General features: G+C 65.7%; 21 protein-coding genes. 14 read left to right on the forward strand and 7 right to left on the reverse strand.

Annotation, left to right across the window (positions count from 1 at the left end):
* The first annotated feature begins 152 nt into the window (after positions 1-152).
* From U1738_RS08595 to U1738_RS08610, 4 genes are read left to right on the forward strand one after another with little or no spacing between them, the layout of a single operon-like run.
* A complete protein-coding gene (locus U1738_RS08595; RefSeq protein WP_332788635.1) occupies positions 153-869 on the forward strand; it encodes a DUF448 domain-containing protein in 717 nt (238 codons plus the stop codon).
* Positions 866-3,577 carry a translation initiation factor IF-2 gene (gene infB / locus U1738_RS08600; RefSeq protein WP_332788636.1) on the forward strand — a complete coding sequence of 904 codons (2,712 nt, stop codon included), beginning with the start codon at positions 866-868 and terminating at the stop codon, positions 3,575-3,577. Before U1738_RS08595 ends, infB begins: the two co-directional genes overlap by 4 nt.
* 48 nt (positions 3,578-3,625) lie before the next feature.
* Positions 3,626-4,018, forward strand: a complete 393-nt coding sequence (gene rbfA / locus U1738_RS08605) for a 30S ribosome-binding factor RbfA (RefSeq protein WP_332788637.1) — start codon at positions 3,626-3,628, stop codon at positions 4,016-4,018.
* Positions 4,015-4,434 (forward strand): hypothetical protein, encoded by a 420-nt coding sequence (locus tag U1738_RS08610; RefSeq protein ID WP_332788638.1) that lies wholly within the window; start codon positions 4,015-4,017, stop codon positions 4,432-4,434. Before rbfA ends, U1738_RS08610 begins: the two co-directional genes overlap by 4 nt.
* Here the strand turns inward: U1738_RS08610 and U1738_RS08615 are convergent.
* The gene (locus U1738_RS08615; RefSeq protein WP_332788639.1) at positions 4,420-4,755 is read right to left on the reverse strand and encodes a hypothetical protein; all 336 of its coding nucleotides are present in this window, start codon (positions 4,753-4,755) and stop codon (positions 4,420-4,422) included. The two genes, U1738_RS08610 and U1738_RS08615, sit on opposite strands and share 15 nt — an antisense overlap.
* A 30-nt stretch (positions 4,756-4,785) precedes the next feature.
* Between U1738_RS08615 and U1738_RS08620 the strand changes: the two genes are divergently transcribed.
* The 7 genes from U1738_RS08620 (at position 4,786) to U1738_RS08650 (ending at position 10,711) form a co-directional block, all read left to right on the forward strand.
* Positions 4,786-5,370, forward strand: a complete 585-nt coding sequence (locus tag U1738_RS08620) for a thymidine kinase (protein ID WP_332788640.1) — start codon at positions 4,786-4,788, stop codon at positions 5,368-5,370.
* 5 nt (positions 5,371-5,375) lie between these two features.
* On the forward strand, positions 5,376-6,272 hold the full coding sequence (gene truB, locus U1738_RS08625; protein WP_332788641.1) for a tRNA pseudouridine(55) synthase TruB: 897 nt from the start codon (positions 5,376-5,378) through the stop codon (positions 6,270-6,272).
* A gap of 19 nt (positions 6,273-6,291) precedes the next feature.
* Positions 6,292-6,561 (forward strand): 30S ribosomal protein S15, encoded by a 270-nt coding sequence (rpsO, locus tag U1738_RS08630; protein WP_055776754.1) that lies wholly within the window; start codon positions 6,292-6,294, stop codon positions 6,559-6,561.
* A 172-nt stretch (positions 6,562-6,733) separates the two neighbouring features.
* Positions 6,734-9,112, forward strand: coding sequence for a polyribonucleotide nucleotidyltransferase (pnp, locus tag U1738_RS08635; protein ID WP_332788642.1), 2,379 nt, complete (start codon positions 6,734-6,736; stop codon positions 9,110-9,112).
* A 174-nt stretch (positions 9,113-9,286) separates the two neighbouring features.
* Positions 9,287-9,667: a hypothetical protein gene (locus U1738_RS08640; RefSeq protein WP_332788643.1), complete on the forward strand. Its 381-nt coding sequence runs from the start codon at positions 9,287-9,289 to the stop codon at positions 9,665-9,667.
* A gap of 118 nt (positions 9,668-9,785) precedes the next feature.
* The gene (locus U1738_RS08645) at positions 9,786-10,481 is read left to right on the forward strand and encodes a PAS domain-containing protein (RefSeq protein WP_332788644.1); all 696 of its coding nucleotides are present in this window, start codon (positions 9,786-9,788) and stop codon (positions 10,479-10,481) included.
* Between the two features lie 56 nt (positions 10,482-10,537).
* Positions 10,538-10,711 carry a hypothetical protein gene (locus tag U1738_RS08650; protein WP_332788645.1) on the forward strand — a complete coding sequence of 58 codons (174 nt, stop codon included), beginning with the start codon at positions 10,538-10,540 and terminating at the stop codon, positions 10,709-10,711.
* A gap of 81 nt (positions 10,712-10,792) precedes the next feature.
* Here the strand turns inward: U1738_RS08650 and U1738_RS08655 are convergent, their stop codons facing one another.
* Entirely contained in the window at positions 10,793-11,077 is a 285-nt protein-coding gene (locus tag U1738_RS08655; protein ID WP_332788646.1) for a chorismate mutase, read from the reverse strand.
* 127 nt (positions 11,078-11,204) lie between these two features.
* Here U1738_RS08655 and U1738_RS08660 point away from each other — a divergent pair, with 127 nt between their 5' ends.
* A complete protein-coding gene (locus tag U1738_RS08660) occupies positions 11,205-12,218 on the forward strand; it encodes a polyprenyl synthetase family protein (RefSeq protein ID WP_332788647.1) in 1,014 nt (337 codons plus the stop codon).
* Between the two features lie 31 nt (positions 12,219-12,249).
* Here the strand turns inward: U1738_RS08660 and U1738_RS08665 are convergent, their stop codons facing one another.
* Together U1738_RS08665 and U1738_RS08670 are read right to left on the reverse strand one after the other, a co-directional pair.
* Positions 12,250-12,600 carry a DUF3147 family protein gene (locus U1738_RS08665; RefSeq protein WP_332788648.1) on the reverse strand — a complete coding sequence of 117 codons (351 nt, stop codon included), beginning with the start codon at positions 12,598-12,600 and terminating at the stop codon, positions 12,250-12,252.
* Positions 12,601-12,604: 4 nt separating this feature from the next.
* Complete coding sequence (locus U1738_RS08670; protein WP_332788649.1) at positions 12,605-13,576, reverse strand: cation diffusion facilitator family transporter; 972 nt, start codon at positions 13,574-13,576, stop codon at positions 12,605-12,607.
* Positions 13,577-13,696: 120 nt separating this feature from the next.
* Between U1738_RS08670 and hrpB the strand changes: the two genes are divergently transcribed.
* A complete protein-coding gene (gene hrpB / locus U1738_RS08675; RefSeq protein ID WP_332788903.1) occupies positions 13,697-16,237 on the forward strand; it encodes an ATP-dependent helicase HrpB in 2,541 nt (846 codons plus the stop codon).
* A 28-nt stretch (positions 16,238-16,265) separates the two neighbouring features.
* On the forward strand, positions 16,266-16,547 hold the full coding sequence (locus U1738_RS08680; RefSeq protein ID WP_332788650.1) for an ETC complex I subunit: 282 nt from the start codon (positions 16,266-16,268) through the stop codon (positions 16,545-16,547).
* Between the two features lie 163 nt (positions 16,548-16,710).
* Here the strand turns inward: U1738_RS08680 and U1738_RS08685 are convergent, their stop codons facing one another.
* Genes U1738_RS08685 through U1738_RS08695 form a run of 3 tightly spaced genes read right to left on the reverse strand, consistent with a single transcriptional unit; the run spans position 16,711 to position 18,784 of the window.
* Entirely contained in the window at positions 16,711-17,229 is a 519-nt protein-coding gene (locus U1738_RS08685) for an NUDIX hydrolase (RefSeq protein WP_332788651.1), read from the reverse strand.
* Complete coding sequence (locus tag U1738_RS08690) at positions 17,226-17,897, reverse strand: TPM domain-containing protein (RefSeq protein WP_332788652.1); 672 nt, start codon at positions 17,895-17,897, stop codon at positions 17,226-17,228. Before U1738_RS08690 ends, U1738_RS08685 begins: the two co-directional genes overlap by 4 nt.
* Entirely contained in the window at positions 17,897-18,784 is an 888-nt protein-coding gene (locus U1738_RS08695) for a TPM domain-containing protein (protein ID WP_332788653.1), read from the reverse strand. Before U1738_RS08695 ends, U1738_RS08690 begins: the two co-directional genes overlap by 1 nt.
* Positions 18,785-18,805: the final 21 nt, after the last annotated feature.

Raw genomic sequence — 18,805 nt, forward strand, 5'->3', positions numbered from 1 at the left:
GCGATCTTAGCCCCTCTCCTTCAGGGGAGGGGTTGGGGTGGGGCCGTGCCGCAAACGTCTCGCTTGGGTCGCCGCGCCGAAGCGGGCATCGAGCCCGCTCCGCCGCGCCCCACCCCTTCCCCCTCCCCTGAAGGGGAGGGGGTTATATGAACATGACCGCCGCCGACCCCATCCGCCGCTGCATCCTGTTTGGCGACCGTGCGCCGCGCACCGCACTCGTGCGTCTCGCGCTCAGCCCCGACGGCGACGTCCTGCCCGACGTTCGCGCCAAGGCCCCCGGTCGTGGCGCATGGATCGGCGTAACCAGGGCCGAACTCGAAACCGCGATTCTGAAGGGCAAACTCAAGGGCGCCCTCGCCCGCGCGTTCAAGACCGGACCCGTGGCGATTCCCGAAGACCTGCCCGCCAGGATCGAAGCCGCGCTGGAACGCGCCGCACTCGATCGACTCGGCCTAGAATCGCGCTCCGGCGGATTGTTTTCGGGTGCCGAGAAGATCGAGACCGCCGCGCGTTCCGGCAATCTGCATCTGCTGCTCCACGCCTCGGACGCCGGCACCGATGGCAACCGCAAGCTCGATCAGGCCTGGCGCGTCGGCTCCGATCGCGAGGGCGAAGACGTCAGGGGCTTGGTTCTGCCCGTCCCCCGCACCATATTGGCCGTGGCACTGGGCAGGCAGAATGTGGTACACATCGGCCTGACTGATCCCGATGCGGCCAAGCGCGTGCGTGAAACGCTCGACCGCTGGCTGCATTTCATCGGCCCCGACCCAATTTCCACGCCTTGCGAAACGGCCTCGCAGGGCGCATCGGCGTCCCCCACGGAGGCCGGTGAAAATTCGGCCACCGAAAATTACGAGGAATACGAGTGAGCGATACCGACAACGAAAAGCCGAAACTGGGTATGCGCGCGCCGCTGGGGCTGAAGCGCACGGTCGAGACGGGCAAGGTGAAGCAGAGCTTCAGCCATGGCCGTTCGAACACCGTGGTCGTGGAAGTGAAGCGTCGCCGTATCCTGGGGCCTGGCGCCGCGCAGGAAGCGCCGGCCGTCGAGGAAGCCGCTCCGGCACCCGTGGCAGCACCGCCCGCACCGCCGCCGCCTGCGCCCACCCCGGCCCAGTCGCCCGCAAACTCGCTGCTGTCCCGCCAGGAATTGCAGACCAAGTTGCTGCGCGAGGCCGATGAATCGCGCATGAACGCTCTGGAGGAAACGCGTCGTCGCGAAGAGCGCGATCGTGCCGAAGCGCAGGAAGCCGAACGCAAGCGGGCGGAAGAAGCCCGGCGCGCCGGTGACGCAGCCGATAGCCCCGCCGCACCGGACCCCGCTCCGCAGCCGACGGCCGCCCCTGTGGAAGCCGCTGCACCTGTCGCCCCCGTAGCTACGCCGGAAGTCGCCGCAGCACCCGAACCGGTGGCACCTCCTCCGCCGCCGCCCGCGCCGCCTGCGCCTTTGACGTTCGGGCTGGACCCGAGCATGCCCGCGCCGCGCCGCTTCACGCCCGTGCCCCGCCCCGAGCGTCCCAAGCCCGCGCCCGCCCCGGTCGCCGCGCCCGAGGAAAAGACCCCGGCCGGCACAACCGCGTCGCCCTCGGCTCCGGCAAGCCCCGGAAGCCCGATCAAGCGCGCCGGCGAAACGCTGCAACGTCCGCAGCAGACGCCATCGCGCGGCCGCACCGGCGACGAACGGCGCGGCGGCAAGCTGACCGTCAATCGTGCGCTGAACGATGGCGACGGCGCCCGTGCGCGTTCGCTCGCCGCGCTGAAGCGTGCGCGTGAGAAGGAAAACCGTCGTTTGGGCGGCCCGCGCGAGGCGCAGGCCAAGCAGATTCGCGACGTCGTCGTGCCGGAAGCGATCACCGTGCAGGAACTTGCCAACCGCATGGCCGAAAAGGGCGCGGATCTGGTCAAGACGCTGTTCAAGATGGGCATGCCCGTCACGATGACGCAAACGATCGATCAGGACACGGCGGAATTGCTGGTCACCGAATTCGGCCACAACATCGTCCGCGTCAGCGATTCCGATATCGATCTGACCAACGATACGCATGAGGATATCGACGAGAACGCAAAGCCGCGTCCTCCGGTCGTCACGATCATGGGCCATGTCGATCACGGCAAGACGTCGCTGCTCGATGCGCTGCGCGGCACCGATGTGGTGCGTGGCGAAGCCGGCGGCATCACGCAGCATATCGGCGCGTATCAGGTCACGCTGAAGGACAAGTCGAAGGTCACGTTCCTCGACACGCCGGGCCACGAAGCGTTCACCGAAATGCGCCAGCGCGGCGCCAACGTGACCGACATCGTCGTTTTGGTCGTGGCGGCGGACGATAGCATCAAGCCGCAGACGATCGAGGCGATCAACCACACCAAGGCGGCCGGCGTGCCGATGATCGTGGCGATCAACAAGATCGACAAGCACGGTGCCAATCCGCAGAAGGTTCGCGAGGAACTGCTGCAGTACGAGGTGATCGTCGAGGAGATGTCGGGCGACGTGCAGGACGTGGAAGTCTCCGCGCTGCAGAAGACCGGGCTCGACGAACTGATCGAGAAAATCCAGCTGCAGGCCGAACTGCTCGAACTGAAGGCCAATCCGGATCGCCCCGCCGAGGGCACCGTGATCGAGGCGAAGCTCGACAAGGGCCGTGGTCCGGTCGCGACGATCCTCGTCAATCGCGGAACGCTGAAGGTCGGCGACATCTTCGTCGTAGGTGCGGAAAGCGGCAAGGTCCGCGCGATGACCAACGACAAGGGCCAGCAGATCAAGGAAGCCGGCCCGTCGATGCCGATCGAGGTGCTGGGCCTGTCCGGCGTGCCGCGCGCGGGCGATCCGCTGTCGGTGGTCGAGAACGAAGCACGTGCCCGCGAAGTCGCGGAATATCGTCAGGGCGTCATCACCTCCAAGCGCACCGGCGGTGGCCCGGCGAGCCTGGAATCGATGTTCTCGGCGCTGAAGGAAAAGCAGGCGATCGAATATCCGCTGGTGGTCAAGGCCGACACGCAAGGGTCGGTCGAGGCGATCGTGAATGCGATCAACAAGATCTCGACCGATCTGATCAAGGCGCGCGTGTTGCATGCGGGCGTCGGCGGGATCACCGAGAGCGACGTGACGCTGGCGGGTGCCAGCGGCGCGCCGATCATCGGCTTCAATGTTCGCGCCAATGCCAAGGCGCGCGAGATCGCCGAACGTCAGAAGGTCGCGCTCAAATATTACGACGTGATCTACACGCTGACCGACGAGATTCGCGCCGGCATGGCGGGCGAGCTTGGGCCCGAGGCCTTCGAGACGGTCGTCGGCCGCGCCGAAATCCGCGAGGTCTTCTCGGCTGGCAAGCACGGCAAGGCGGCCGGCATTCTCGTCACCGAGGGCATCATCCGCAAGGCGCTCAAGGCACGCATCACCCGGGCGGATGTCATCATCTACCAGGGCGAGATCGCTTCGCTGCGTCGCTTCAAGGACGATGTCGCCGAAGTGCGCGCCGGTCTCGAATGCGGCGTGACGTTCACGCAGAACTTCGTGGACATCAAGGCAGGCGACTTCCTCGAAACGTTCGAAGTCGAACTGCGCGAACGGACGCTGTAGTCCTCAAGCCCTCTCCCGCTTTCGCGGGAGAGGGCTAAGGTTCCTATTATGAAGTCTGCCGAATCCCCAGAAGCCCGCTCCGTCCGCGTCCTGCGCGTGGGCGAACAGATGCGTCACACGCTGAGCGACATCCTCGCGCGCGGCGACGTGCATGACGAGACGTTGGCCAAGCACATGGTCACCGTCACCGAAGTGCGCATGTCCCCCGACCTTCGCCACGCGACGGTGTTCATCAAGCCGCTGCTCGGCAAGGACGAGGAAAAGGTGCTGAAAGCACTGCGCACCAACACCGCCTACCTCCAGCGCGAAGCTGCCGCCCGCGTGCAGATGAAGTATGCCGCGAAGCTCAAATTCCTGGCCGACGAAAGCTTCGACGAAGGCAGCCATATCGACAAGCTGCTGCGCGATCCCAAGGTGGCGCGGGATTTGAACATAGAGTGATCAATCGCGACGCTATCGATGCAGGGCAAGTGAGGCTTTGCAACGCTAGTGGTGCCGACCTGATCGTCTGGCTCGAACCTTGGGCCCAGGAATTCGTGCTTCCTGCGCGTGCGGAATTGGTGCTCTATTGCCGGTCAGATGCCAACGGTAATGCCATGCCCGAGATCGATACCGATGACGGAATCATCACAATATGGGGTCAGGGCGGTAGCCGCATTGCCGTTTTCATCGATGGACTTGATCAGGAAAGTTTCTCGGCAGGGTATTCAGCCCCGGATACAGGCCTTCTATCTCCCCGAAATTTCGTCACTCTGGCCTTTGGCAATCACCCCGAAGCACGACCGGGAGGAAAGCCGTTCCCGAAACCGCCGCGCGAGAAATGGTGGCAGCGCCTATTTCGATCACTCCGAACGTAATCCAGCCGCGCGTGGATCGTCCTTCCAAGCTGGCGGGGTCCAAGTATCAGTAGCCGCGTTGAGCTGGGCGACCAACGCGGCAATCGCCGCATCGGGATTTTTGCCAGCCGCAATCCAAGGAGGTCGCCTGCTCCAAAATACGGCACAGGTCACGTCGTCCGCACCCGGACCGTTCTCCATTAGCCATTGCACGCGGAACATGCCTTCGAGCGGTTCGTTGGCACATGCCACGGACCACCACTTTCCACCGCTATAAACTCCCTGATACCGATCTTCCACGACCATGATCGGATAGAGTTCAGTGGGAGTATCACTGGACATCGTCGCTCCTTCAGGCTTTTGAAGTTTGGCATGGCCAAGCTCTATTTCTACTACGCCTCGATGAACGCGGGCAAATCGACCAACTTGCTGCAGGCCGATTTCAACTATCGCGAACGCGGCATGCGGACGATCCTGCTCACTGCGGGCGTAGACGACCGGTTCGCGGCGGGGACGATCACGTCGCGCATCGGGCTGCATGAGAACGCCATCGCATTCGAGCGCGACACCGATCTGCTCGCGATCGTCCACCGCGAGGGTGAGGCGTTGCCAGCCTGTGTGCTGGTAGACGAGGCTCAGTTCCTGACCGCAAAGCAGGTCGATCAACTCGCGACGCTGGCCGACCTCCACGGCGTACCGGTGCTCGCTTACGGGCTGCGCACGGATTTCCAGGGGCAATTGTTCGAAGGATCGGCGCGGCTTCTGGCGATCGCGGATTCGCTGGTCGAGATCAAATCGGTCTGCGTGTGCGGGCGCAAGGCGACGATGAACCTGCGCGTCGATGCCAGCGGCGATCCGGTCGCCGAGGGGCGCCAGACGGAGATCGGCGGCAACGACCGCTACGTGGCTTTGTGCCGCCGGCACTTTTCCGAAGCATTCCACGCGTCGCAGGGCTGATCCGAATGCATGGCTGGATCATTCTCGACAAGCCGTTGGGGCTTGGATCGACGCAGGGCGTTTCGGCGGTGAAGCGCGCGTTGCGGCAAGGCGGATACGGCAAGTTCAAGGTCGGGCACGGCGGCACGCTCGATCCGCTGGCGACCGGGGTGCTGCCGATCGCGGTGGGCGAGGCGACCAAGCTGGCGGGGCGGATGCTCGACAGCGACAAGATCTATGACTTCACGATCCGCTTCGGGGTGCAGACGGATACGCTGGATATGGAAGGTGTCGAAGTTGGCGCCAGTGGGGTGCGGCCGAGCTTGTTGGAGATCGCGGCGGTGCTGCCGCATTTTACTGGGGCGATCCAACAGGTGCCGCCGGCCTATTCGGCGCTGAAGGTGGACGGGCAGCGCGCCTACGATCTGGCGCGCGCGGGCGAAGAGGTGGTGCTGGCGAGCCGATCGGTGACGATCCACGCGCTCACCGTCGCCCCGGCGGAGGTCGGGGAAACGGTGGAGGAGATCACCCTCACCGCCCACGTCTCCAAGGGCACCTATATCCGCAGCCTGGCGCGCGACATCGCGATCGCGCTCGGCACGGTGGGCCATGTCACGATGCTCCGTCGCACCAAGGCCGGGCCGTTCGACCTCGCGCACGCGATATCGCTGGACAAACTGACCGAACTCGCTATGGCCCGCGCGCTAGAAGACGTAACTTTGCCCTTGAGGGCGGCGCTGGACGACATCCCGGCCCTTCCTCTCACCCCCGACCAGGCAGGGGCGCTCCGACAGGGGCGTGTTTTGGTCGGGATCGCCGCAGACGATGGCCAATATTTCGCGTGTATCGGGAACACCCCGGTCGCGCTGGTAGCGGTTCAGGACCATGAGGTCCGCGTCGTCCGGGGCTTCAATCTGGATTGATGTCGAAGGAAGAATACGCATGACGATTACCGCAGAGCGCAAGGACGCGCTGGTCAAGGATCACGGCCGCGCCACCGGCGACACCGGTTCCACCGAAGTTCAGGTCGCGATCCTCACCGAGCGCATCCGCAACCTGACCGAGCATTTCAAGACGCACAAGAAGGACAACCATTCGCGCCGCGGGCTGCTGATGATGGTCAACAAGCGTCGCTCGCTGCTGGATTATCTCCGTCACAAGGACGGCCAGCGCTACACCGATCTGATCGCGAAGCTCGGGTTGCGCAAGTAACCCCAAAACCGAAAACGGCGCCTTCGGGCGCCGTTTTCTTATCCCCTTTCGCCACGCTCGCAATTCGGCGGCATGGCCAAGCAGGGCCACGAAGGGCCCGAAACCGCGCAGGCCGGCTTAGCCTGCAGATAGGCCCCAACCGCATCTGGCGGTTGGCGTTGAAGGAAACACAATGTTCGATACCAAAACCGTAAGCACCCAGTGGGGCGGCAAGACCCTCACGCTGGAAACCGGCCGCGTCGCACGCCAGGCCAATGGCGCCGTGCTCGCCACGCTGGGCGAAACCGTCGTCCTGTGCGCCGTCACCGCCGCACGCACCGTGAAGGAAGGGCAGGATTTCTTCCCGCTCACCGTCCATTATCAGGAAAAATATTCCGCAGCAGGCCGCATCCCCGGTGGCTTCTTCAAGCGTGAACGCGGCGCGACCGAAAAGGAAACGCTGACCAGCCGCCTGATCGATCGCCCGATCCGCCCGCTGTTCCCGGAAGGTTTCTACAACGAAATCAACGTGATCTGCCAAGTGCTGAGCTATGACGGCGAGAACGAGCCGGACATGCTGGCGATGGTCGCCGCATCGGCCGCGCTCACCATCTCGGGCGTGCCGTTCATGGGCCCGATCGGCGCGGCCCGCGTCGGCTACATCGACGGCGAGTACATCCTCAACCCGACGCTCGACCAGATCAAGGAAGGCGAACTCGACCTCGTCGTCGCCGCCACCGGCAACGCCGTGATGATGGTGGAATCCGAAGCCAAGGAGCTTTCGGAAGAGGTCATGCTCGGTGCCGTGCAGTTCGCCCACAAGGCGTGCCGCGAAGCCGCGAACCTGATCATCGATCTGGCCGAAGTCGCCGCCAAGGAGCCGTGGGAAATGGCCGAGCAGGCCGACCTGTCGGCCGCCAAGGACAAGCTGAAGAAGCTGATCGGCAAGGACATCGCCGCCGCTTACAAGGTGACCGATAAGTCCAAGCGTTCGGACCTGCTGAACGCCGCGCGCGCCAAGGGCAAGACCGCCTTCGCCGATGCCAGCCCGCAGGACCAGATGGCCGCCGGCAAGCTGATGAAGAAGCTGGAAGCGGAAATCGTTCGCGGTGCCATCCTGAAGGACGGCAAGCGCATCGACGGCCGCACCACCACGCAGATCCGTCCGATCGAGGCGATGGTGCACTTCCTGCCACGCACGCACGGCTCGGCTTTGTTCACGCGCGGCGAGACGCAGTCGATCTGCACCACCACGCTCGGCACGCGCGATGCGGAGCAGATGATCGACGGCCTGAACGGCCTCTCTTACGAAAACTTCATGCTGCACTACAACTTCCCGCCCTATTCGGTCGGTGAAGTCGGCCGCTTCGGTGCGCCGGGCCGTCGTGAAGTCGGCCATGGCAAGCTTGCCTGGCGCGCGCTGCACCCGGTGCTGCCGACGAAGGAAGAGTTCCCGTACACGATCCGCGTCCTCAGCGACATTACGGAGAGCAACGGCTCGTCCTCGATGGCCACCGTCTGCGGCGGTTCGCTGTCGATGATGGATGCCGGCGTGCCGCTGAAGCGCCCGGTTTCGGGCATCGCGATGGGCCTGATCCTGGAGGGCAAGGACTTCGCCGTCCTGTCCGACATCCTGGGCGACGAGGATCACCTCGGCGACATGGACTTCAAGGTCGCCGGCACGTCCGAGGGCATCACCACGATGCAGATGGACATCAAGATCGCCGGCATCACCGAAGAGATCATGGGCAAGGCACTGGCACAGGCCAAGGAAGGCCGCGCGCACATCCTGGGCGAAATGGCCAAGGCGCTGGATCACACCCGTGAGGAACTGTCCTCGCACGCTCCGCGCATCGAGACGATCACGATCGACAAGTCGAAGATCCGTGAAGTCATCGGCACCGGCGGCAAGGTGATCCGCGAGATCGTCGCGCAGACCGGCGCCAAGGTCGACATCGACGACGAGGGCGTGATCAAGGTCTCGTCCACCGATCACGCGCAGATCGAAGCCGCGATCAAGTGGATCAAGGGCCTCGTGGAAGAAGCGGAAGTCGGCAAGGTCTATGACGGCAAGGTCGTCAACCTGGTCGATTTCGGCGCGTTCGTGAACTTCATGGGCGGCAAGGACGGCCTCGTCCACGTTTCGGAAATCCGCAACGAGCGCACCGAGAAGGTTTCGGACGTGCTGTCGGAAGGCCAGGCCGTGAAGGTCAAGGTCCTCGAGATCGATCCGCGCGGCAAGGTTCGCCTGTCGATGCGCGTCGTCGATCAGGAAACCGGTGCCGAGCTGGAAGATACCCGCCCGGCGCGCGAACCGCGTGAAGGCGGCGATCGTCCGCGTGGTGATCGTCCGCGCCGTGATGGCGATGGCGGTCGTGGCCCCCGAGGCGAAGGTCGCGGTGATGGCGGCGGTCGTGGTGATCGTGGTCCGCGTCGCGATGGCGACGGTGGCCGTGGTCCCCGCCGTGATGGCGGTGGCGGCGGTGAGCGCGCTCCCCGCGCCGAGCGTTCGGACGATAACGGCCCCGCGCCGGAATTCGCCCCCGCGTTTCTGACCGGCGACCGCGACTAAGCCTTTCGCTTCGTCGAAGACAAGAAAGGGGCTCGGGCGACCGGGCCCTTTTTTTGTCCAGCGATGTCAATTTTTTACAAGTTCAACATTTGCCTGGGACGCCGCTCCCCATTTGTGAGATGAACCGATTCCGGCGTGCGGGAGGGGACACCTGCGCATCGGACGGAGGGGCTTATGACGGGCAGGACACCGGACAGCGGCGCGCAGAATCAGGATGAACCCACGCCCGAACGGCTGGTCAGAGAAGCCAGACGCTCGATCATCGCCCGCCGCGCCCTCACCGGTCGCCTGCCCCCCGCCTTCATTCCCGATCCCGCGCTCGATTTCCTGAAGGCCTTATATGTCGCGCATGCCGAGGGACGCGGCATGAGCCGGCGCGAATTGTGCGACCAGACCACCGTCGCGCCAAGCGTCGCCGCGCGCTGGATCGGCGCGCTGGTGGCCGAGGATCTGACATTCGAACAGGCGGGCGAAGTCCGCCTCAGCGCGCACGGCCTGAGCGTGGTGGAGGATGGTATAAAGGCGGTCATCGCTGCCACCAGCGGTCTGCCCTGATGCCCGACATCCGGGCAATCATTCGGCTATCAATAACGATCGGTTATGGATTTCGCACATAACGTAATGTATCCGGAAGATCATGTGTTTGGCTGACACGCCAAAACGAAAGTTGTTCATGAAGAATGCAGGCAGAATAGTGATTGATGCTTCCGGCACGATCCTGGAGGCCGATGAGACGTTTGCGGCGACGATGCGCGAAACCAAAAGCATGATCGGCGTCAATGCGCTGGAGATCACGGCTTTGGGTGATCGCGCGCGGTGCGCCGTCCTTGTTGCAAAGATCGTCGCCGATGGCAAACCGATCGTCACCGAGAAGCGCCTGGCCCGCGCCGATGGATCGAACGTCTGGGTGCGCAACCAATTGCGCTCGATCGGTACGCCGGACGAACCACGGATCGAAATCCATCTGAAACAGAGCCTGATGCCGGAGGATTGGGTGTCGCCGCACAAGCTGTTGCTGGTCGCTCGCCTCGTGTTCGACAGCCGGCGTCAGCGAGAGCAAACCTTCGGCACGGACCTGTTCACCGATCTCGCATGGGATCTACTGCTTGCCGCCTATATCTGCGAGGCGGAAGGGTCGCTTATCACTATCGCCAAGGCGCATGCCTGGGCCGGCATCTCGCTCGCCACCGGATCGCGCTGGATTCGCGCGCTCGCAGCCGAGGGGTTGCTGGAATATGAGGATGGCGGCAGCAGCGCGCTCGTCACCACCTCATTTCGCCTGACCGCCAGCGCGCACCACAAGTTTGAGGTGTACCTGTCGGATTTGTACGAAAAGGGTGCCAACGGGCACGAAATTGCGCTAGGTTGAAAGCGTATCGTTGAAATAGCGACATGTTATGCAACGGTATAGCGGAGTGGGTTGCGATGGACGATAACACAATCATGGAATGCGTGACGCATATCCGCGCGGCTGCAAAGCTGTGCGAGGATGCGGGCAAACTTGCATATTGGGCCAGCCTGCTCGGCGTCGCGGACCAATTGCTCGAAGCGGTCGATCTCTCGGTCCATAGCGACAGCGATCTGCGCAGCGGCGTCTAGGCAGAAACCGCCTTTCGGCGGGACGGCCATGCCCGCGCGGTTCCGCTTGTTCGTCGGATACCTCGCCGAACGGCTCGCGAATTAGCCTTCCGCCGCGAGCTTTTCGTGATGCCGGATCACCTCGTCGATGATGAAGCGCAGGAACTTCTCGCTGAATTCCGGGTCCAGGTTCGCGTCCTTCGCCAGCCCGCGCAGCCGCGCGATCTGCGCGTCCTCGCGCGTCGGATCGGCCGGCGGCAGGTCGGTCGCCGCCTTGTAGCGCCCCACCGCCTGAGTCACCTTGAAGCGTTCGGCGAGCAGGAAGACGAGCGCCGCGTCGATATTGTCGATGCTCTGGCGGTAGCCGCTCAACGTTTCGTCGGTCACAGGCGCTCCTGAAGCGTAGTTTCGCCGCCTTTTGCGGGCGTCGCGCCCCATGTGCAAGCCCGGTCGGGGCCGGTTGGGCCGAGTTGGGGTTGCCTTTGTGCGCCCGCCCCGCCACATCGGCGCCAAGATGAGCGCCACCATCCACCGCATCGATAAAAACGCCGCCCCCTCGCTCGACCCGATGGTCCGGCTGGTCGCGGGCGACATGAATCTGGTCAACGCCGTGATCCTGTCGCGGATGGAATCGCAGATCCCGCTGATCCCCGAACTGGCCGGTCACCTGATCGCCGGTGGCGGCAAGCGCATGCGCCCGATGCTGACGCTCGCGAGTGCGCGACTGCTCGGCTATACCGGCACGCGCCACCACAAGCTCGCCGCTTCGGTCGAATTCATCCACACCGCAACATTGCTGCACGACGATGTGGTCGATGGCAGCGATCTGCGTCGCGGCAAACGCACCGCCAACCTCATCTGGGGCAATCCGGCCAGCGTCTTGGTCGGCGATTTCCTGTTCAGCCGCAGCTTCGAACTGATGGTCGAGGATGGCAGCCTGAAGGTGCTGAAGATCCTCTCCAACGCCTCCGCCGTGATCGCGGAGGGCGAGGTCCATCAGCTCACCGCCGCGCGCCGTGTCGAGACCACCGAGGAGCGCTATCTCGACATTATCGGCGCGAAGACCGCCGCTCTGTTCGCCGCCGCCTGCCGCATCTCCGCCGTCGTCGCGGAGCGTCCGGAGGCGGAAGAGGCCGCGCTGGACGCGTACGGCCGCAACCTCGGCATCGCGTTCCAGTTGGTCGACGACGCGATCGATTACGTCTCCGATGCCGGCACGATGGGCAAGGATGCCGGCGACGATTTCCGCGAGGGCAAGGCCACCCTGCCCGTCATTCTCGCCTATGCACGCGGCAATTCCGAAGATCGCGTGTTCTGGAAAGCCGCGATGGAAGGCCACCGCGCCAGCGACGAGGATTTCGCCCACGCCGTGTCGCTGATCAAATCGACCCGCGCGATCGACGACACCCTCGCCCGCGCCCGCCACTATGGCCAGCGCGCGATCGACGCCTTGGGCGGCTTCGCCAATGGCCAGGCGAAGGATGCGATGGTCGAAGCGGTGGAATTCGCCACCGCGCGGGCCTATTGACGTTGCGGCGGCATAGCCGGCGCTATTGAGATCAGAGTTGCAGCCCGAAGCGCGGGGCGAGCCACGTCATCACCGCATACAGCACGATCGTCAGGCAGCATCCCGCCACCAGCGCGATCCAGAATCCTACGCCATGCCGCAGCAGGGCCGGGATGAGCAGGAACATCGGCAGCGAGGGCAGCACGTACCAGAATGTCGCCCCGGCATGGGCGGCCATATTCTCCACATCGGGCCGGTCGTTCCACAGCCAGATCATGCCTAGCACCGAAACCAACGGCAACGAGGCGATGAGCGCGCCGAAACCCGGATAACGCTTGGCCAGGGTCGATGCGATGGCGATCAGCGCGCCGGAGATGAGCGCCTTGGCGATCAGGTACAGCATCGGCTCAAACCCCGCTTTCGCACCCGACCGCGCAAGCCCCGCCTGTTTCCACCTGCAACGTCGCATGGCCGATGCCGAACCGATCGTGCAGCATCGCCCGCGCAGCGCTGAGGAACCCGTCGCCCGGCACGCCGCCCGGCATCACCAGGTGCGCGGTCAGCACCGGTTCGGTCGTGCTCATCGGCCAGATGTGCAGATCGTGCACCCGCGCGACGCCGTCCAGTTCGCACAGCGCCTCGTCCACCCGATCGAAATCGATCCCGCGCGGCACCGCATCCAGCGACATTTCGACCGATTCGCGCAGCAAGCCCCAGGTCTGCCAGAAGATCAGCGCCGCGATCACCAGGCTCACCGCCGGATCGACCCAGCCGAGCCCGGTGCGCCAGATCACCAGACCGGCGATCACCACCCCGGCCGACACCAAAGCATCGCTCAGCATATGCAGGAACGCACCGCGAATGTTGATGTCGCCCTTGCGACCTCGGGCGAACAGCCACGCCGTCACGCCGTTGACCAGGATGCCGACCGCCGCGACCACCGCCACCGTCGGCCCCATCACGCCGGCCGGTTCGCCGAAGCGCTGCACCGCTTCCAGCACGATCGCGCCCAGCGCGACCATCAGCAGTAGCGCGTTGAGCAATGCCGCCAGGATCGACGAGCCCCGCAGGCCGTAGGTGAAGCGCTTCGACGGCGGCCGCGCCGCCAGCGCCGCGCCGGCCCAAGCCACCGCTAGCCCGAGCACGTCGGACAGATTGTGCCCGGCATCGGCCAACAACGCGACCGAGTTCGCCGCGAAGCCGTAACCCGCCTCGATGATCACGAAGCCCAGATTGAGCGCGATGCCGATCGCAAAGGCACGACTGAAATTGGCCGGCGCGGAATGATCGTGGCCGTGATGGCCCTCACCGCCGCCATGTGCGCCATGCGAATGCCCGTGGCCATGCCCATGGCCGTGATGATGATCGTGTCCGGCCACGCAGAATCTCCGTTGTCCTGCGCTGCTTAGCATCGCGATATCGTGAGATACTAGGACGCGACCGGCTGAAAATGCGGCTGTCCGAGGACTGCCGGATCGTGCGACAGGAGCGGCGTGACGATGCTCCCGATCCATGCCGTCCTGCCGGACCTGCTCGCCGCGCTGCGCGCCGGCCCCAACGTCGTCCTCGTGGCCCCGCCCGGCGCGGGCAAGACGACGGCGGTCGCTCCCGCCTTGCTCGGCGAAGATTGGTGCACGGGCGAGATCCTGCTCCTCTCGCCCCGCCGCCTCGCCGCGCGCGCCGCCGCCGAACGCATGGCGGGCCAAGCCGGCGAGGTCCCCGGCCAGACCTATGGCTATGCCACGCGAATGGACAGCAAGCGCTCCGCGAGGACGCGCGTGACGGTCGTCACCGAGGGCATTTTCGTCAACCGTATCCAGTCCGATCCCGAACTTGCCGGCGTCTCGGCGGTGCTGTTCGACGAGGTGCACGAGCGCAGCCTCGACAGCGATTTCGGCTTGGCGCTGGCGCTCGATGTGCAGGGTGCATTGCGCCCGGACCTGCGGCTCGTCGCGATGTCCGCAACGCTCGACGGTGCGCGCTTCTCCGGCCTGATGGCCAGAGACGGCACGGACGCGCCGGTGATCGAAAGCGAAGGCCGCGCTTTCCCGCTCACCCTGCGCCATATCGGTCGCGCCGCCGAAGCGCGGATCGAAGATTCGGTCGCCGCCGCGTGTCGCATCGCCTTGCGCGAGGAGCAGGGCGGTATCCTCGCCTTCCTCCCCGGCGTGGCGGAGATCGAGCGCACGGCCGAACGGCTCGACGGATTGGGCGACGGCATCGTCCTCCATCGCCTGCACGGCAGCCTCGATCCGCAGGCGCAACGCGCCGCGATCCAGCCCGACCCGAGCGGCCGCCGCAAGATCGTCCTCGCCACCTCGATCGCGGAAACCAGCCTGACGCTCGACGGCATCCGTGTCGTGATCGATTCCGGCCTCGCCCGGCGCCCTCGCTACGATCGTGCGGCGGGGATGACCCGCCTCGTCACCGAACGCGCATCGCAAGCCTCCGTCACGCAACGCGCCGGGCGCGCCGCGCGACAGGGGCCGGGCGTCGCCTATCGTTTGTGGGAAGAAGCGGCGACTGTCGGCCTGCCGCGCTTCGATCCGCCGGAGATATTGGAGGCGGACCTGTCCGCGCTGACGCTGGACTGTGCGCTGTGGGGCGTTGCCGATCCGCGGTCCCTGAACTGGCTCGATCCCCCGCCTGGCGCGGCGGTCGCGGAAGCGCGCACCCGCCTCGCGGCGCTCGAAGCGATCGATGCCGATGGCCGCCCCACCCCGCACGGCCATGCCATCGCGCGCCTGCCCTTGCCACCCAGGCTCGGCCACATGCTGGTCCGCGCGGGGGAATTGGGTCTGACGCAGACGGCGGCGGAGGTTGCGGTGCTGCTGGGCGAGCGCGGACTTGGCGGCAACGATCCCGACCTCGAATCGCGCCTCCGCAGATGGCGCGGCGAACGCGGGCCTCGCGCCGAAGGCGGACGCAAACTGGCTAAACGCTGGGCGCAACTCGCTCCCCTCCCGCTTGCGGGATGGGCTGGGGGAAGGCCTGCGCGATCGGATCGCGATATTGCACCCCCTCCCCCGACCCCTCCCGCAGGCGGGAGGGGAGAAGAGGTGGCAGTCGCCATCGCCCTCGCCTTCCCCGACCGCATCGCCCGCCGCCGCGACGCATCCGGCGAGACCTGGGCCTCCGCCGGCGGTCGCGGGTTCAAGCTCGATCCCACGTCAGCGCTCGCCCGCAACGATTGGCTCGCCGTCGCCGAAACGCAGGGCATGGCGTCCGGCGCGCGCATCCTTTCCGCAGCGGCAATCGACCAAGCCACCGTCGAAGCGCTGTTCGGCGACCGGATCGAAACCCGCCGCACCGTCGCCTTCGATCCCGCGACCGGCGGCGTACAGGCGACGCGCGAACGCCGCCTCGGCGCGATCCGGCTGACCAGCGGCCCCGACACCGCCGCCGACCCGGCCGACATCGCGGCGGCCCTGTTGAACGGCGTCCGCACCCACGGCCTGTCGCAACTCCCGTGGAGCGATGCCGCGCTCGCCCTGCGCCACCGCGCCGCCTTCGCCGCGGCGCATGGCGGGGCCGATCTCGATCTCGGTGACGACAGCCTGCTCGCCCGCGCCGAAGATTGGCTCGTGCCCTTGCTCGACGGCAAGCGCCGCCTGTCCGCGATCGACCCGGGCGCGCTTACCGACGCGCTACGCACTATCATCGGCTGGGATGCCCTGCGCGCGGTCGACCGGCTCGCCCCGACGCATTTCGACAGCCCCGCCGGTTCCAGCCACCCGATCGACTATGACGCCGAGGGTGGCCCGCGCGTCGATCTCCGCCCGCAGCAACTCTTCGGCCTCGCCACGCACCCGATGATCGGCGGCGGGCGCGTGCCATTGGTGCTCAGCCTCACCTCCCCCGCCGGTCGCCCGATCCAGACGACGCGCGACCTGCCCGGTTTCTGGGCCGGCAGTTGGGCCGATGTCGCGCGTGAAATGCGCGGCCGCTATCCCCGCCATCCCTGGCCCGACGATCCTGCTGCGGCCATCGCCACCATGCGCACGAAAAATGCGGATGCGCGGGCGCGCCAACCACGATAAAGCGGCACCGATTCGAAGGACGAAACCCATGCCCACCGCCCGCATCTATCAGCGCCCGAAAAACGCCATGCAGTCCGGCCGCGCCCGCACCGATGCCTGGGTTCTCGATTTCGCACCGTCCGAGGCGAAGCAGCCCGATCCGCTAACCGGCTGGGCCGGCTCCGGCGACACGCGCGATCAATTGCGTCTGGGCTTCCCCACGCAGGAAGCCGCGATCGCCTATGCCGAGCGCGAAGGCCTCGCCTTCACCGTGATCGCAGCGCCGGAGCGCAAGCTGAAGCTGCAAGCCTATGCGGATAATTTCCGGTGAATGCCTATCCCGTTCGTGCTGAGTAGAGACCGAGTAGCCGAAGGCGTATCGAGGGCTCGTATCGAAGCACCGTTGGAGCGCGAGGCGCGGGTCCTTCGATACGCCCTCTCGATATGGCCTGCGGCCTACTCGATGGCTACTCAGGACGAACGGAGATTGGGGTTCATCCCAGCAAATACGGGCTCAACAACAGCAGCATCTTCACGTCGATCCCGACACCCGCCGCCCGCTTTGCCGCAACGAACGCCGGCAACTCGTGCAACGCCACCCGATGCACGACGATATCCTCGTCCGCCGTCCCGCCACCCGCGCTCACCTTGGTCAGGCCGGTCGCGCGCACCAAGGTGAACCCCTCGCTCACCATCCCCGGCGAGGAGAAATATTCACCCAGGGATTCGACACGATCCGCGCGATAGCCGGTTTCCTCCTCCAACTCGCGCGCGGCAGAGGTCAGGACGTCCTCACCCTCCTCTTCATCCCCGACCAACCCGGCCGGCAGTTCGAGGCAGCGCCGCCCGAGCGGCACGCGATACTGCTCGACCAGGATGACATGCCCATCCTCGATCGCCACGATCACCGCAGCCTGAATGCCTCGCGCACGGGACACGTATTCCCATTGGCCCCGCCGCTTGGCGGCAATGAACTTGCCCTGCCAGACGGTCTCCTCCGGCGCGTCGCTCAAAGCTCGATCAACCGATCGGGCAGTTCGTTGCGATCATCGTCGGCACGCGGAAAATGCTCGGCCAGCACGATGCCGACCTGCGCCACCGCCTCCGCCATGCCGTCACCGGGCCGCCCATCCTTCACCGCCGCGATCAGCGCCGCCATCGCCGCCCCCCAGGTCTCGGGCGCGACCTTGGCGTGGATGCCGGCATCGGCGATCAGTTCGGCACGATGTTCGTCCAGGCTGAGATAGATCAGCACGCCCGTTCCACCGACCGTGCGGCTCTCCGCGCTGGTGCGGAACAGGTCGAGCGCCCGCGCCCGCACCCGCCGCGCCTTGGTCGCGCCCGGCGTCATCGCGATACGGAAGCCAAGCGACGCGAGTGCATAACGCCCGACGAGGAACCCAACCGCCGACAGGATCAACGCGATGCCGAACAGCGCGCCGGAATGCGGCGCATCGCCCCACGGATCGTAGAACAGGCCGTGGATGCGCTCCGCGATGCCGGGCCAGACCGACAATGCGGCCAAGACCAGCAGCATCGTCAGCACGCCGGCGTGCGCCGCCACGTCGTTATAGCGATCCGATCGGCGCGCCACGACGGTGACGATCTCGCCCGCCGTATGCAGTTCGGCGGCGGTCACGGCCGCCGTCACCTTCGCGCGATCCTGTGTGGTCAAGCGCATCACCAACTCCCCGAGGCGCCACCGCCTCCGCCAGATCCGCCGCCGCCGCCAGTGAAGCCACCGCCACCCCAGCCGCCGCCGCCTGAATCGCCGTCGTCGCCACCGCCCCAACCGCCGCCGCCACGCAAGGCGCTGTTGCCGATCTCGTTGGCGATCGACCACAAGACGACCGGCAATATTCCGCTGCCGCCGCTTCTGCTCCCGCCATCGGCATCGCGATACCGCTGACCGGTGCCACTCCTCCGTCGGAAGAACGACAGGGCGATGAACCCGACGATCAATCCCCAGAAGACCAGCCCGAAGGGAACTCCGCTGCTTCTTTTACCGGCGCGCGGCTGGGCCTTGTTGAATTCGGCGACCGCAGCGTTGACGCGCGCCTGCGCTTCTTCGGGCGACGAGCGGAGTTGCTGGATCACCGCATCCGTCCCAGCCGTCATAGCGCCGGGAATGTCGCCAGCGCGCAGTTTCGGCAGCATGTCTGTGTTGATGATTACGCTGGACAGCGCGTCGGTGATGAAGGGTTCGAGGCCATAGCCGACCTCGATCCGTACCCCCCTCTGCCCCACCGGGGCATTGGGTGCGATGAACAGGATTGCGCCGTTATTGACGTCCTTGAGACCGACACCCCAAGCGCGCAGCAGCTTGTAGCCGTATTCTTCCTTGGGATAGCCCTGCATATCGCCGATCGTCGCGACGACCAGCTGCCGGTCGGTATCCTTCTGCAACGCCTGCAACTTTGCAGTCAGGTCAGCTTTCACGTTGGCCGGCAGGACGTTGGCATCATCCACGACCAGCCCGGTGAACTTCGGGAAGGTCTGGGCGAGGGCCGGGTTCGCACCGATCAGGATGAGCCCGATCAGCGCGAACAACAGACGTAGATGACGCATGACGCTGTCCTTCGAAGGCGA

The sequence above is a fragment of the Parasphingomonas caseinilytica genome, assembly GCF_036663755.1.
GTDB lineage: Bacteria > Pseudomonadota > Alphaproteobacteria > Sphingomonadales > Sphingomonadaceae > Sphingomonas.